Source organism: Cysteiniphilum sp. (assembly GCF_057495195.1).
In genome coordinates, this window is record NZ_JBXTEF010000045.1 from 15,787 (window position 1) to 31,880 (window position 16,094).

Genomic DNA, 16,094 nt, shown 5'->3' on the forward strand with positions numbered 1-16,094 from the left:
AATATGCGCAACATGATACGAATATATTGGCTGATTTTTTTAACATTGATAGTAACCTGCTCAGCGCAGGCGCGTTTGACCATTAATATTACTCAAGGTGTGTCTCAACAAATCCCTGTGGCAGTGATGCCATTTAATGGACAAATGATTAAAAATAGTCAGCTGCCAGATGGCATTGCAGCGGTTATTGCTGATGACCTTCGCAATTCTGGACGTATTGAATCACAAACATCAGGTTTCCCGCAACAGATTGATAATGTACAGCAGATCAATTGGTCGAAATGGTCGGCAGATTATGTGCTTATAGGGCAGATTGATAAAAACAATGGGCGTTATAATATCACCTATGAGTTAGCCAGTAAGCTTAGCGGAAAGGTATTAAGTGCGCGTAAATTTACTAATCTTCAAGAAGGTCAATTGCGACTATTAGCGCATACCATTAGTAATTATATTTATGAGGCGATTACCGGTAGCAAAGGCTACTTTACCTCAAAATTAGCTTATGTTGATGTTGAGAATCCTTATAATGCAAAAAGGGCTGTTTATCAGCTTGTGGTGTCTGACTATGATGGCTTTAATCCACATGTATTGTTGCGTCAAACTAAAGAGCCGATTATGTCACCGACATGGTCGAAAGATGGTAAATATCTTGCCTATGTGAGCTATCACAAGGGTGGTATGGCAATTTATACGGTTGGTGTGTATAGCGGTGAGCGTAAGAAAGTTGCGAATTATCAAGGGATCAATAGCTCGCCCGCATTTTCACCGAATGGCACAACTTTGGCAATGGCACTATCTCAAGGTTACTCTGAGAATACCAATATTTACTTGATGAATTTAAATAATGATAAGTTGTATAAGAAATTGACGTTAAACGGTATTAATACCGCGCCAACTTTCTCGTCATCGGGTAAAGAGATTGCTTTTGTCTCAAATCGTGGCGGTAATCCACAGATTTATACGACAGCTATTGATAGCAAATATCCATCCTCAGAACGCTTAACATATGGCACAAAACAGGCATTTGATCCGCAGTATACGCCAAATGGTCAAAGTATTGTGTTTATGTATCAAAAGAACAGTGGCTCAGGTACACAGATTGCTAAAGTAGATTTAAGAGATAAGAAGATTACGGTGTTAACGCATGGCTCAATGGATTCATCACCGAGTGTATCACCAGATGGCAATATGGTTATCTATGCACAAGGTCAGCCTTCAGGAGGTGCGAATCTGGCGATGGTGTCGATTGACGGCAAGGTTCAAATTAGCTTACCATCTAACACACAAGGCGCCATTCAATCACCGGCATGGTCACCGGCTGTTTAAAGGTGCGATTCATAAAAGACCAATCAAATTAAGAAATAACGAAAAGCTTAAGGAAATACAATGAAATTAAAAATTAAAAAGTCCACTTCACTGGCAGCAGCAGGCATTTTGTCAGTATTATTGATTGCAGGATGTGCTTCACAGCGTCAGGCGCCTATTGAAGGTATTGGTCCTGAGGGCAGTGCGGGCATGTCAGCGCATGGTAGTGGTGTGGAGACGAATGCTTTAGGGCAATCAGGTAGTTTAGATAGCCAAAGCATTGCTGATTTACAAAGCCAAATTGCCAATATCGGACAATATACGCCAGCACAACAACAAGCAATGATTGCCGCGTTAAATAGTATGAGCTCATGCAAAACAGTTTACTTTGCGTTTGATAGCACAACCTTGACCAATGATGCTAAAACATGTCTAAATCAAGTGGCGAGTTATCTATTGAAATATAATCAGCCACTGCGCTTGGCAGGACATACTGACCCAAGAGGCAGTGAGAAATATAACCTAAACCTTGGTCAACGTCGTGCGGATAGCGTGCGTCAATATTTATTGCAACAAGGTGTTAATGGCAGTCAGTTATGTACCGTAAGCTATGGCAAATCGCAACCTGTGGCAGCGCCTTCACAGTTCTATGGTGAGATGACAAAAGCCAAAGCACAGCAGCATGCCTATTACTTGGATCGACGTGCGGAGCTTGACTTTGGGCAAACTTGTGGTTAATGCATATGTTTCTTAGATTTAAGAAAACCAAAACTCTTGGTATGAGCATATTGGCAATTAGCCTATTGCCTAGTGTCAACTTTGCGAGTGTTGAATCAGATATCCAAGCATTACAATTGCAAACAACTAAGCTGAATAATCAAGTGCAATATTTGATTAATCAACAAGCCAATGCAAAGAATCAAAATTTTAGTCAGACGTTAGATGACTTGCGCGGCAAGATTGAAGTCAATAGTTATAAAATAAGCCAACTAAATGATGTGGTCTCAACGAAGCTTGCAGCGTTTGAAAAAGAGCTTGAAAGCTTAAAGGCTGAAGTGAATAAACCATCGCCCAAAGAGCTTAAGTTGCAACAAGATAATGCAGCCTTTGATAAGGCAAACAAGGCGCTATTAGACAAGAACTATAAAGATGCAGAAGGTTTGTTTAAAAAGTATCTTAAAGCATATTATAATGGGGAGCACTACTCAGAATCGTTGTATCTACTTGGTCAAATATATCTTATTAATGGTGATATTAATGATGCTTATACACAGTTCAAAACAATTGTGACTCGTTATCCAAGAAGCATTAAAATCGCTGATGCGACTTATGCCTTGGCATTATTGGAATTAAGTAAAGGTAACACGAAGACTGCCAAAACCTATTTACAACGTGTTGTTGACAAATACACGCATGCGGATGTGGCAGGCAAAGCAAAAGCACAGCTTGCTAAATTAAAGTAAGCATAGTACTTCCCCATTCATTACAAGCGCTATAACAAATTCATTATACGGCTATACTAAACCAATATTTCATTTTTTTCTGATTAATTTGTAACCTCTTGTTCGTGGTCAGTGATGACCTTTATTTAATCAAATACATAACAGAGGTATACAATGAAAAAGAGTATTTTAAGTCTATTAATCGGTTCAAGTTTATTAGTTGCAACAGCGAATGCAGCTGTTAGTGATAAGGTCATTGCAGGATACTTGGATGCGACTGCAACTGGCTCTGCGCTAGAAGTTGATATGAAAGAGGCAGCAAGTGATGGTTACAATATGCTAATCGTGGGCTTTGGCAGTATCGCGGGCACTCAAGTTGATTTTTATAATCAAAGTACACAAGAGGTCAGCGAGCAGCAAGTAGCTAAAGCAAAAGCGCAAGGCATGAAGACACTAGTGTCAATTGGTGGACAGGTTAATACCTTTAATCCAGGTGATTTATCAAGTACAGAAGTCAAAGAGCTTGCGCAGAATATTGTTGATTTTGCGCATAAATATGGTTTTGATGGGATCGATTTTGATATCGAAGTGCATATTGATGAATATGCATTAAAAGATCTTTTAAGTAATATTCACGATATTGATAGCAATATTTTGTTAACGGCAGCACCGCAAATTAATAATGGACGTATTGTAACGGCAGAAAATAATGAAGATTATAAGGCATCAATTGATGCAGGGTTATTTGATTATTTATTTTTGCAAGAATATAACACTCCCCCGCAAAATGAAAGCAACTATATTTCATCAACTTATCCAGATATTAAAAGACAAGTTTCTGAGAAAACCAAAATAGTCATTGGTCAGCCAACAGCAGCAGTAGCAGCAGGGATGGCTACGATTTATCACCCAACGCCAGAGGTCACATTAGATACACAAGATGTTATCGAAATCATGTTGCCAGAGCTTCAAAAAATCAATACAGACAGTCAATATGGCGGTGTGATGGGATGGTCCTTAAATGTTGATTATGCGGCACACTTATACTCAGATCCTGATCATATCCCTGGTAGCTATGCCTATGGTTTAAAAGCGTGTGTTATGGATGGGCAATGTGATAAAGCGCCAAATCCAAAGCCTGCAGCACCTAACTTCACTTTGGAGACAACAAATACTGATACAACCGAAGCGCCGATGGGGGTGATTTTAGATATCCATGATGTCAATGGTAATCATTTTACGAGTGATTATTTAGCACCAAATTCAAGTAAGGAATACAACGCAAAATCAAACCCTTCAGCCTCTGCGATTGAAGGAAAAAGTGGGTTGATTGTCGAGTGGTCAACTTGGGAAGGCGGTCCATCTGGTCAGTGTAATGGTAGCTTTGATTTAACTCAAAATATGCATGTGATGGTGAATCCAACGTACGGCAGCTGTGAGTTTCAAGCGTTAGCGTAAATATTATTTCTCATTATGGTTGGCAAATCCAGCTACTTGAATATCAAACAACAGTAACTCAACTGAATTGAAATTAAGGAAGGACATCATTATGAAAAGCATTGCTTACTCAAATAAGACGAAATTATTATCAACAACTATTATAGCATTACTTCTAGGTGCTTGTGGTGGTGGCGGCAGTCCGGCACCTATTGATGTTGATGATAGTACAGTGAGTACACGATTATCGGTCACACAAAGTGATGATGTTGTATATGCGGATTATGGTCAAAGCAGTGCGATTACTTATGATGTCAGTGTAATGCCTGAGAAGCAGGCACAATTACGCATCGGTAGTGCTGCAGATTCACCAATTATTCCCGTTTCTATTGAGGGTGTTAAAGCACCATTTCATTTAGTTGAAAACACCTGTAGTCAAGGCGTGCCAGTATCTGGTTCTTGCCAATTTAAAGTGGGATTTACACCAACGAAAAAAGAAGACTATTTGAAAACTGCACAATTTAATATCAAAGCAAATGATAATCAAGTGACTGAAGCCTTATTGGGTGTACAAAAAAGTGTGACAGCAGATAATGCCTATCCTATATATGTCAACTTAGATAAAAGTGCGCTGTGGGATAAGCAGTTTGCAAATACCTCACCCATTGCAGAATCCATTAATATTCATACAGATAAAGCATTAACAGCAGAGCTATCTTATGCCAATAGCCAATTAGGAGGTGTTAATTTCACGGATGAGGCGATGACGTGCTCTGATAACAGTGACTGCGCACTTCAGTTGTTTTACAAGGCAGAAGATTTAGCACCTAAAGTGGATCAGACAAAAACAACGACAGGTGATATCCAGTTACAACTTAACTATCAAGGCGTGCCATTGTCATATGATCTACATCAAAAAATGACTCAAGCTTATGGTAAGTATTCTATTGTTAATCCATTGACTGATATTGGGTTTAGCAATGGTTATTTGTCAGACTTAGAAACAAAATATATCTATACCTATGATCATGTTATATTCTCAGGCACTGCTAATGCGCTCTTGGCAAGTGTTGATGGTGGCAAAACATGGCAGAGTGTTGCAGCTTTAGGCTTAAGTGATTCGCACTATATCAAAAGTATCTCAGCAAGTGATGGTATGATAGCAATAGGCTTTAATAATGATGGCCTTGTAACGGCAAAATTTGATCCTATTACAGCGACAGTGAGCCCAAACTATCAATTTTATAGCACAAAACAAATACGCAATTTACCCAGTGATACGATTAATGCGCTTGCGATGACAAATAATCATATATTTATTGGCACAGCACAAGGCTTGGCACGCGGTATGATTGATCACTCTACTGGCAAAGTCTCACAAGTCATCAACCTAAGCACTCCAGAGAATGCAGTTGTTGATGCCAACAACATTAAACAAATTGAACTGATTAATGACAGGATTTTTATTGTCAGTGCGAAAGAAGGTTTACTGTCATATGCTTATGATGTAAATACAGGTGAGCTGTCAGATAAGAAAAGCTATGAGCAGACTGTGGCAACGAAACGAATCAATCAATTTGCTGTTAAAAATGGCAAGCTTTTAATTGCAACGGCAGATCAAGGCATTGTAATTGGTAATACCAATAAAGCAGGTGATATTGATCAGGTAACACATACCAATGTGGGCAATACCTCTGAGCTTGTTAGTGATAATATTGTCTCGATTGCTGTCAATAACGATAATGTGTTCTTCGCTCAAAAATTTAAAGGTATCACCGTTGCAAGCTTAGATGAAAAGGATAATCTGCTTGAGCGTATCATGTCGCATCAAAGCATAGGTGCGCAGCTGCCAAGCATTGATATAACTCGACTTGCTGCAGTAGATGATAAGGTTGTGATTGCCACAAAAGAGGGGCTTGCCATTGATACTTATAATGTTGCCACTGGGGAGCTTGTGCCTGTGCATGATTATATCTCAGCACAATTGCCTAAAAATATTAAAGCGGTAACATTCTCTGAGGATAAAGACCAAGTATTGGTTGCAAGTAAAAAACAGTTAACCTTAGCAAAATATGATCAAAATACAGGGCAAATGTCAAAAGCACAAAACTATGATCTCTTCAACGATCTAAATAGCTATGATAATAGCAGTGTTGCCGCTATTGCCAACAAGGTTTTTGTTGGACGGATGAATACAGAAAATAGTTATATTTTGGCAGTAGCAACGTATGATGAGGGTGGTCATATCAGCGATATAGAGCAGTATAGTTTAAATGATGTTGTTGCTCAATTTAATCCAGATTCAACCAACAAATACCATTCTATCTATAGCCTTGCAGCCCAGAGCAATCATTTATTTGTTGCAACAGATAGTGGCATTGTTGTTTTAGCATTTGATGCTCAGATGAAACATATTGAATCAGTGCAAACTTATACAACATCGACTGAAGTAAAACTACCTACTAATCACATTGATCAACTCAAGATTGTAAATAATAAAATCTTTATTACAAGTCATTATGGTCTTGCTATTGGTGATGTTAACTCTTACACAGCTAAGCTTAGTGAGCTTAAAATATTTGATACTGCTTCAACAGCAGGGCTGCCGACAAACACTATTTTTGATGTGGCAGTAGCTAATAAAGTGATTGCCATGGGGACTATGCGTGGCGTTGCGGTGGCAGATTTCAATCCCGAGCGTAATGAAATATCAAATGTCCAAACATATACTGATGAGTTACCAAGTAACGTGGTTCACACTCTTGATTTTGATCATGATCATTTATTTATCGGAACAAGTAATGGCTTGATGCATGCAACTTATGCTAATGATAGCAAGTTATTGACAGACTTTGTTACCTATGACAAAGACAATAATAATACTTTAACAAATGATTCAATTAACATCCTCACTGCACAATTCGGAAAGTTATTAATTGGTACAGATGGGTTGTTGTATATGCAAAGTTATTCATAACATAACACTTTTGTTATAAGCCTATCCGATTTCACTATTTCATTATTCAAGCAGATTTAAATAACATCTGCATGTTTTTCAATCAAATAAAATATTAAGGAAACATAAGATGAAAAATTATGGTATTAAAAAGTTAAAGCATAAGCATATCGCTCTACTGTTTGCCATGGCACTAGCAGGCTGTGGCGGCGGAGGTAGTGATGCTATTGCTGAAAATACTGCGTCAACACCAAGCATTACGCCCGTAATTGATCTTAAAGATGGTCCTGAGCAGTCTTATATCAGTGACTCTGCTGCGATTATATCAGTGACATTGCGTGCGGCAGATGCAAAGCAGTTATCAATGATAGGAGCGGCTTCCTCTGATCAAGCGCTACAAGTATTTGGCAAAGAAATTATTAATCAAAGCGCTAATGAATCTAACATCGTGTTTAAAGAATTAATCGATGATAATAGTTGTATTGCGAATAAGTCACTTAATGCAGGTGAGAGTTGTACTGATCGCTGGGAGGCAAGCACTAACCAAAAAGAAGATGCTTTTGAGGGCAAAATTGTTTACAAAACAAACTTAGGTAATTATGAAGCGCCTGTCAAAATAGAGTTCAAATCAGCAGAGGATCCTGAGCAAGTAGACCAAGGCAACTATAGCATTAGCAATATCACGCCAATGGGTACAGGGTTAACAAGTACTATAACGCTTGCAAATAGCACAAAAGAGTCAGTTAATAATCCTCAGATTATATTTCCAGACGTGATTAAAGATCATATAAACAATATAAATAGTTTGACTGAAGTTCAAAGTGGGAAATCAGAAACTGTTTCTTTTGAGATAGATGATACACCTGAGGCATTAGTTGCCTTAAAACAATGGCAAATTGATCTTGATGCGAATAAGTCTGAAGCCTTGATTCAGTATAAAAGTGCGACATTTCCACTTAAAATATATGAGCTAAAACCGGTTATCTATACAAAGAGTATTGAATTTGCTACGCCAAGAGTTGAAGATTTTATTGAGGTAGATGATAAATATGAAGCAAGCTTTTCAATACTTAATATTAGTGGCAGTGATGTTGAATCGATTGATTGGCTTATATCTCCAAGTAACAGTAATATTGAGATTGACGATAGCAATTGTGCGTTTCCACTGACGCATAATCAAAGCTGTCATGTGACTGTGAAGATCGATCCTAGTATTGCCAATAACAGTGGAGCGTTGCAAGCATTTAATATCACTCCACAAGTCGCAAATATCGCAAATCGAGATGATAACAGTGTGGCATTACAAATAGGTAATCTAGCGGCTGTATCAATGGTCAATGGCAGCACATTAATAGAAAACTATCAAAATCAGATTGAATTAACAAACTCATCACTGCTCCATTGGTTGCCTTCAACTAATTTAGCAGATTATGCCATTATTGATGAACAAGGTGTGGATGTCAGTGAGCGCTTTGAGATCTCTGGAGGGATTAAAACCCCTTCATGCTTATCTACGAATGTTATCAAAAAAAGTGAAAGTTGTTATTTAACTGTAAAACCTACAGCTGATGAAACAGGTCAAAATTTCTATCTACAGCTTAAAAATAGCAATGTTAATCAAGACAAAGTTCAACTGCCAAGCTTTACACAAGATGGTATTCAAGAGGAGACAAGTTTACATCCAAGTGATGTCGTTCAGGGCAAAGACTTAGTACTATATTTCACAATAGCTCCGCCTGTTGCAAAAACATATAATGGCTTTGAATTAGCAGGCTTAAGCGAAATTATTGATGATAATACTATTATTCAACATTGTAGTATTGGCAATAGCATTGATGCTGAAAACCCTTGCTATTTGAAGCTTGCCGTTCCAGCCAGTCAAATTCAAGGTGGTGTTTTTTCTCCTGAATTAATTATTAAGTGGCAAGATGATACGCAAACGAAAGTGAGTGTTAACCCAATTAATGTTGTTGATGTTAATGATGAAACAGCTGATAAAAGTGGGCTAGCAAATCTTGATCAGTTAAATCAGCAAATGAATTACTTAGATATTAATGATGATGGCTTACACTTATATCTTAAGAATACGACAGGAAAAGTATTATCTGGTCTTAGAGTTAACGTTATAGCCTCTTGGTTGGAAGCTTTAATTGATACATCTGAGCTTTCGCAGCCAAAGGTTATGGCTGTTGATGAAGCTTTAATCATTAACTTACCAATCAAAGCAGATAAAGAGAAGTCTGAGTTATATACAGAGCTTCAGACGCATCTAAGTGATTTGTTAAGAAATGAAATTGATGGGAATATCGTTGAAATAATAGCGGATCATGCGCTCAACAGTTATCTTCCTACAACTCAAGTAGATATTTTCCCCTATATGCAAAATGAAGATACTGTGCAAAGCTTTAATGAGGAAATTATCTTTCACAAACCCGGCAAACAAGCAATCATCGTGACTAATCCAACGCAGCATGCTTTTAGTGTTTCATTTGATGACTTTTACCTACCAAATGGTGTGACTTACGTCACTGAAGGCGCTTATGAGGCTTATGCTAATTGCACTGATGGTGCGAGCTTAGCTGCTGGTATGTCCTGTGCCTTGGTGTTTGATGCAAGCGTTAGCGCTAATGAAAATGCGTTGGTAGATAACAAGTTTGAAATTACGCTAACGCCTGAGGATGCTGAAATTCCAGCAACGAAGCTAACAGCTTATTTTCAAATAAAATATGTTAATGATGTTGTATTGATGCCTAGTGATACTGCAATTACGATTCCTTTACAAGGTGTAAGAAAATATGATTTAAAACTTAAAAATAACGAGCCATCTATGCAATGGGTTCCTGCAAAAAATGTTGAGGATTATGTGTTAATACATGAAAATGGCACTGATGGTATGCGTATTGTTGAGCCAGTATTAACACCTTCGTGCTTAACTGGGTCACCCATTGCAAGTAGTGATTATTGTTACATTGGGTTGGAAGTAGCTGATAATGCGCAAGTAGCGCCAGACTATCAGCTGAGCTTAAATAAAGGTGATGGGAATTTAGCAAAAGATAATCTTGACGTTGGCATTATTCCAATTGCTGAGCAAGGTAGAGCTGTTTTAAGTTTGCAACAAAATCAGAAGACGATTACGAGCATATATGCAGGTGAGTCCTTTGAAGTGGTTGTAGCACCTGAAGAGGGTTGGCAGGATAAAGTATCGCAAGATCAAACTTTTACCGTCTCAATAAATGATGCTCAAATTACTTTTCCCAATGGCAATCAATGTGTTTTATCTATTGATGATCCAAATGCACCATGTCGTATTTTGGCTTCAACGCCGGTTGATTTGGCGAGTAACTTTTACCAGATAGATGTATCATCTGATAATGAAATCGTCTTAAGTGCACAACAAATCACATTTTTCACAGCAATAAAGCCAAAGGCAAAAAATCTATCTACAGGCGCTTATTACGCGTGTTCTCTTGATAGTTCAATGCCTTATTGTTGGGGTAATAATAACACTGGTCAGCTAGGTACTGATTTAGTAACAAAAAGCTCGATACCTGTAGCAGTTAGCCAAGGAGAAATTCCTGAGGGTGTTGAGCTCAAAGAGATTGCAGCTGATAGCAATAAAGCTTGCGTTTTAAGCGCTGAAGGTAAAGCTTATTGCTGGGGTAGTAACTATAAAGGGAATTTAGGTAATGGGACAACAACTAATAGTCCTACACCAGTAGCAGTATCTCAAGGTGAGATTCCAGTAGATGTTAATCTAGTCAAGATTTCAGATAGCTGTGCTTTGGGAGATAATGCTAAGGTTTACTGTTGGGGAGATAATACATATGGAGGCTTAGGTACAGATATGGTGTCTGGTTATTCAACAACACCTGCTGCGATCGCACAGGGAGATATTCCTGATGGTGTAGGAGTAATTGAACTGTCGAGTCATTGTATTTTGACTGATAATGCAAAAGCGTATTGTTGGGGGAGAAATAATGAAGGTCAGTTAGGTGATGGTACAAAAGTTGATAGCTTCAGACCTGCTGAGGTAAAACAAGGTGAAATTCCGCTTGGTACCTATTTATCAGCGATTGATGGTACTGGTTATCATAAGTGTGGTATCGCAACCAATGGCAAAGCGTATTGTTGGGGTAAAAATTATCGCGGGCAATTGGGGAATAATACGCAGGTTGATAGCTTAACACCAGTTGAAGTAAGTCAAGGAGCTATACCTGATGGCGTTCAATTAACTGATATCTCTGTGGGATATGAGCATGCTTGTGTATTAGGTAATGATAGTAAAGCCTACTGTTGGGGAGCTGGATACCATGGTCGCCTTGGAGATGGGGCGACCAGTATTAGATCAGTACCAGTAGCAGTAAGTCAAGGAGAGATCCCTACTGATGTTAAACTAACGAGTATATCTGTGGGCGCTTCTGAGAGCTGTGCTTTAGGTGATGATGGTAATAAATATTGTTGGGGATATAACTACTATGGTCAACTTGGCAATGGTACAGAAATAAATAGCAGCGTTCCTGTCAAAGTGCTACCTGCTGCTAATTAATGGTGTGACTATATGTTAGGTTATAGACAATTAATTGGCTTATCTAGTTTATTGCCATTGATATTATTATCAAGCTGCTGCAAGCAGACTTTAGTTAGTCAAATCACAGGTAAGAACTTGGAACCTATGAAAGCGCTGAATAAGCAAGCGCACGCGCAACCAATATTACATAACGTTAAAGTAACGGCTTTGTTTAATGTGCCTGATGTTCCTCGCCAAGCATTAGGCTCTATTGAGTTTGTTGGTGAGAAATACTCTGCTCGGGTTTCACTACGGACATTAATTCGTGAAGAAGGGGTGAAGCTTAAACCAGATTATTATCATATCAAGGGACACTTGATTACTGATGAAGGCATTGTTTATTTGCTTCATTGGGGGCAAAGCATTGATTTAAAGCAAAAAGTAAAGCGCGTATATAATATTATTTACAGTTTAAGTAATTAAATGATCATGGTAATTGCTTATTAGGTTTTTTGGGCTAGGCTTACATCAAAGGAATTGATGTGGTAATTGCTCATGAATAACCTATCAAAAATGATACACAGGAGTTTGTAATGTCAAATAAAGTACATAAATTTGGATTGTTCGCCCTCATGCTGCTTCCAATGTTAGGGGGCGGCACAGTACCCACCATCGAGAACCCAAGCAATTCGTTTAAGAAAGATTACAATAAAGAATTAGTGAAGTCCTTAGCATCATCAGTTGGTTTTAGTGGTAAATTTTCTGTTGCATTATGGGGAAGTGATGAAGATATACAAACATCACATGTTGCTAATCGTTTTCATGCGTTTAATGTCTCAAATGATGCGGGTAAAACCGTAAGAACGTTTGTTGCGGTAGGCTATACCGATGGTGTATTTAATTTAGTGGAGGTGGATAATGATGAAGCGGACCTAAAAACAGGTAAAGAGAATGACTATTTCTTGCTGCCGAAATTAAAGTCTCCAGAGAATAATGCATATTGCTATGGTAAAACGGTTGAAGATTTACTGAGTTTAAATAGTGATGATTTAATGAGCTATAAATCAAAATGTCAACTTTCTACTTATATTGAAATGAAGTTATTTTCTTTACTCAATATGAACGCTAACACAATGGCTTCAAATCCGCCTGTTGCAGTAACAGCATTAAGTTATATTCCAGACTTATCAAGCACAGTTAACCCAACGCTTGAAGCATATAGTGGCAAAGGCTTAATTTTAGTTGGTTTTGGCAGTGAATCATTTACACATTGGGATTTGAATATTGATTTATTTAATCTAAGCAAAAGTATTAGTAACAATATGAGTTCTTATGGAGGCGCTGTTGTTAAATTAAGTTTTGATCTTAATATGATAGATCAAGGTGCTATTGATTTACCATCTCATACGATCATCGAGCTAGATCAAAAACACAATGATGGCGCTTTTGCAGTAACGAATATTTTCCCTAACATTGTTATAGATAATGACATTATAGTAAATACAGCGGCACTTATTCAAAGAACGAAATTAACAACTTTTTCTCAATATGGTTTGGGAATGAAGCTTGTCGTGAGTGATGATCAAGCAGCACCGGTTCCAACGACAACACCAGATACGTTGGAGAGTTTAATAGGTATTAAAAATAATGATGAGATCGAGCAAGAAATATATGGCTATGAGCCATTTGGCGAGGCTATTCCAGGTGAAATTACGATCAAGGATAATGGGGGTGACTATCCTAGCGTATATGCTCTTTATGACTTAGGTTTGTTTCTAGGCTACCCAGATGGGCAAGTAAGTAAGATAACACTTGAAACGACAGGTTATGGAATGGATGCCGAGCCAATCCTTAGAAATGGTGGAGCATTTCAAACCGAAGGTGAGGTGCCTATTTCATATATTACTTATAATAATGCCACGCAGGATCTATTAATTGCTTCAGACAGTAACTCAGATGAGATTTATGCATTTCATTATTTGTCTGATAATAAAAGTCAAAGAGCGAATGAGAAGCTTAGTGTTAAGTTGCGTGAGGCCCTTGGAATAGCTAGCTCTAGTGACTTGCCTTTATTAGTCTCAAGTGCATCTGTGAATGATGCTACGTATGTTTTATTTGATGATGCGAGTGTTGTAAAACTTAGCTTTAATAATGAAACAGCAGCTTATGAGATTATAAAAATAGCAAATACAGGATCTACATTAGAGCTCAAAGATGTGCAAGAAATTGCAGTATCTGAAGCACAAGATTATCTGGCGCTAGTCAACTTGGAGACGAACTCAAAGGGTGAGCCATTATCTTATCGTATGTTGTTGCATCACCTTAATAATAACACGTTAGCGCCAGGCCCTGAGGAAGTGTTCAAAGGTTTTAAACATATGGTATCAAATGTTACCTTTAGTAAAGATGAACTTGGTAAAGACTCCTTAAGCTTCACATTAGCAAAACAAGGGTTTATTCAACCAAATGATTATCAAGAGATCTTAGGTGGTGTAACCTATGGTGCGCTTTATAATTATGATATTCAGGCACAAAAATTAATAAATCCATCAACCAATGTCCTATGTTATGTTGAAGCAGAGCATTATAGGGATAGCTCTGAAAATGCGAAACTGTCAAGGGTGCAACAAGGGTTTTGCTATGTTCCATCAACAGATTATCCTGAGAAATAAGGAGTGTGAGATGAAAAGGTTATGGATTATTTTGAGTTTGTTAGGCTACTCACTACAAAGTTATGCAGTGGATAGTAATAAAGTAACTTTGTATTATATGTCAACAGATGCGGGAGAGGTTCGGAGTATAGATTATCAACCTTTGCCGGCAGGAAACTTTGTCTCGCCTGATGTGGATAGTAATGACAATATTAAAGTCTCTTATGATACTGTATCTAGAAAGTTCAAGACCGAGGGGGAGCGTAAGGGATTGGAAATAGACTTTCAGGTTGATCGTGATGGTGTTGAAAAAGATGGTGGCGATTATATGGTGGCTGCATTTTTAAAAAGAGTTAAGAGTGCACGTGTCGGTGGCAATTATGATATTTCTTTTACGAAGGTTAATTTTATTTTTTCAGGACAACTATCAATCAATAACTCACCCATTAAAGGTGAGATCCACTTTATGCAAACAGAGATGAGCGATAAAAATGAGTGGCATCTAGGTTTCAACGAAGGAGTCTATGGAGGAGATGATCTAGATAAGGGCGTAGAAGTATGCACTAAAGATGGCAATCATTATCATATTAAGCATTTACCAGATGATGATAATGATCATGAATTTAGAGTATATGTGACAGCAGATGCAGATAAAAAGGATTGTTAATTAAACAAGGTGGTAATAGATGAATATTAATGATCTGCAACTACTTCAAACTTTACTTGAGTTAAAAAATGTTTCTCAAACAGCTGAGCTTATGCATATTGCCCAACCTGCTGTAACAGTTAAGCTTGGTAAGCTGCGAGATCACTTCAAAGATGAATTACTCGTACGCAAAGGCAATACCATGGTTCTAACAGAAAAAGCGCATGCGTTAATAGAGCCACTGACACAAATAAATAGAGATTTAAATAGCCTTGTTGCTCACTCCAATGTATTTGACCCGCATGATGCGCATTCTTTTTCATTGATTTTGCACGAATTTGCTTCTGACTTGATGCTTGAGCAGTTGGTTGCAACACTTTTGTCTTATAATAAAGATCATATCATTTGTATTGAAAGTGTTTCTAATTTTTATGATGATATCCAAAATAAAGATCTTAATAATGCCGATTTAATTATCAGTGATGAGGTTGTTGCCGCTGATAATTATCATGTTGAATCTTTGTTTAAAGATGAGCTGGTGCTCATTTATGATAGTTACTTCAAAGCGCCACCTAAAGCACTCAGCTTAGATGAATATTTATCCTTACCACATTTGATTTTTAGTAAAGATGAGCAAAAAACAAATATTGCAAAATACTTAGGTGTTGAAGATACTCGAAATATTAAGGCGAGAATCAACAGCATCCGTACAGCAACGAGTTTGTTAAAAAATCAATATGTGATTACAGGAGCTAAGCAGTTTGCAAAGTTATATAAGTTAAATTATGTAGAATTACCATTTCAAGTGAAAGATAAAGGGCTAAATATGTATGTGCCAACGCGCATTAGGCATACAGCTAAGAGCAAGTGGTTAAGAGCTCTGTGTGGTCGTATTGTCCAAGGCTTGCTGCATTAATGGCTTAGCTAGATATGGATATATACCCTTTCTAAAATACTGTATTTAAGATCTGAAGTACAGTCCATACCATAACCCCTGTTAATACATAAAAGACGCTAAAGGCAAATAGTTGGCTGCGTTTGAACTCATTGAGTAATTTATCGATACAAATGCCAATAATGTGAATCAAGGTTTAAATTATGCACAGTATTTTTGTGCCAGCAACTCAAATGCTGCACATAGCCTTCCAAA

Annotated in this window: 10 protein-coding genes; all 10 read left to right on the forward strand. The window is 37.7% G+C overall.

Annotated features, from left to right (window positions below; genetic code table 11):
- Positions 1-3: 3 nt before the first annotated feature.
- Positions 4-1,326, forward strand: coding sequence for a Tol-Pal system beta propeller repeat protein TolB (tolB, locus tag ACY10D_RS04160; protein WP_486999513.1), 1,323 nt, complete (start codon positions 4-6; stop codon positions 1,324-1,326).
- Between the two features lie 60 nt (positions 1,327-1,386).
- Positions 1,387-2,043, forward strand: a complete 657-nt coding sequence (locus ACY10D_RS04165) for an OmpA family protein (RefSeq protein WP_486999514.1) — start codon at positions 1,387-1,389, stop codon at positions 2,041-2,043.
- Between the two features lie 5 nt (positions 2,044-2,048).
- Positions 2,049-2,768: a tetratricopeptide repeat protein gene (locus ACY10D_RS04170; protein WP_486999515.1), complete on the forward strand. Its 720-nt coding sequence runs from the start codon at positions 2,049-2,051 to the stop codon at positions 2,766-2,768.
- A gap of 153 nt (positions 2,769-2,921) precedes the next feature.
- Positions 2,922-4,205 carry a glycoside hydrolase family 18 protein gene (locus ACY10D_RS04175; RefSeq protein ID WP_486999516.1) on the forward strand — a complete coding sequence of 428 codons (1,284 nt, stop codon included), beginning with the start codon at positions 2,922-2,924 and terminating at the stop codon, positions 4,203-4,205.
- A gap of 91 nt (positions 4,206-4,296) precedes the next feature.
- The gene (locus ACY10D_RS04180; RefSeq protein ID WP_486999517.1) at positions 4,297-7,161 is read left to right on the forward strand and encodes a ligand-binding sensor domain-containing protein; all 2,865 of its coding nucleotides are present in this window, start codon (positions 4,297-4,299) and stop codon (positions 7,159-7,161) included.
- 109 nt (positions 7,162-7,270) lie between these two features.
- On the forward strand, positions 7,271-11,686 hold the full coding sequence (locus ACY10D_RS04185; protein WP_486999518.1) for an RCC1 domain-containing protein: 4,416 nt from the start codon (positions 7,271-7,273) through the stop codon (positions 11,684-11,686).
- 12 nt (positions 11,687-11,698) lie between these two features.
- Positions 11,699-12,130, forward strand: a complete 432-nt coding sequence (locus ACY10D_RS04190; RefSeq protein WP_486999519.1) for a hypothetical protein — start codon at positions 11,699-11,701, stop codon at positions 12,128-12,130.
- Positions 12,131-12,240: 110 nt separating this feature from the next.
- Entirely contained in the window at positions 12,241-14,319 is a 2,079-nt protein-coding gene (locus ACY10D_RS04195) for a hypothetical protein (protein WP_486999520.1), read from the forward strand.
- Between the two features lie 10 nt (positions 14,320-14,329).
- Positions 14,330-14,965 carry a hypothetical protein gene (locus ACY10D_RS04200; protein ID WP_486999521.1) on the forward strand — a complete coding sequence of 212 codons (636 nt, stop codon included), beginning with the start codon at positions 14,330-14,332 and terminating at the stop codon, positions 14,963-14,965.
- Positions 14,966-14,984: 19 nt separating this feature from the next.
- Positions 14,985-15,860 (forward strand): LysR family transcriptional regulator, encoded by an 876-nt coding sequence (locus tag ACY10D_RS04205; protein ID WP_486999522.1) that lies wholly within the window; start codon positions 14,985-14,987, stop codon positions 15,858-15,860.
- Positions 15,861-16,094 lie beyond the last annotated feature (234 nt).

What these genes read in the sequence shown, in the direction of transcription:
- tolB (WP_486999513.1), top strand. Translation starts at nt 4, where the DNA reads ATGCGCAACATGATACGAATATATTGGCTGATTTTTTTAACATTGATA.
- ACY10D_RS04165 (WP_486999514.1), top strand. Translation starts at nt 1,387, where the DNA reads ATGAAATTAAAAATTAAAAAGTCCACTTCACTGGCAGCAGCAGGCATT.
- ACY10D_RS04170 (WP_486999515.1), top strand. Translation starts at nt 2,049, where the DNA reads ATGTTTCTTAGATTTAAGAAAACCAAAACTCTTGGTATGAGCATATTG.
- ACY10D_RS04175 (WP_486999516.1), top strand. Translation starts at nt 2,922, where the DNA reads ATGAAAAAGAGTATTTTAAGTCTATTAATCGGTTCAAGTTTATTAGTT.
- ACY10D_RS04180 (WP_486999517.1), top strand. Translation starts at nt 4,297, where the DNA reads ATGAAAAGCATTGCTTACTCAAATAAGACGAAATTATTATCAACAACT.
- ACY10D_RS04185 (WP_486999518.1), top strand. Translation starts at nt 7,271, where the DNA reads ATGAAAAATTATGGTATTAAAAAGTTAAAGCATAAGCATATCGCTCTA.
- ACY10D_RS04190 (WP_486999519.1), top strand. Translation starts at nt 11,699, where the DNA reads ATGTTAGGTTATAGACAATTAATTGGCTTATCTAGTTTATTGCCATTG.
- ACY10D_RS04195 (WP_486999520.1), top strand. Translation starts at nt 12,241, where the DNA reads ATGTCAAATAAAGTACATAAATTTGGATTGTTCGCCCTCATGCTGCTT.
- ACY10D_RS04200 (WP_486999521.1), top strand. Translation starts at nt 14,330, where the DNA reads ATGAAAAGGTTATGGATTATTTTGAGTTTGTTAGGCTACTCACTACAA.
- ACY10D_RS04205 (WP_486999522.1), top strand. Translation starts at nt 14,985, where the DNA reads ATGAATATTAATGATCTGCAACTACTTCAAACTTTACTTGAGTTAAAA.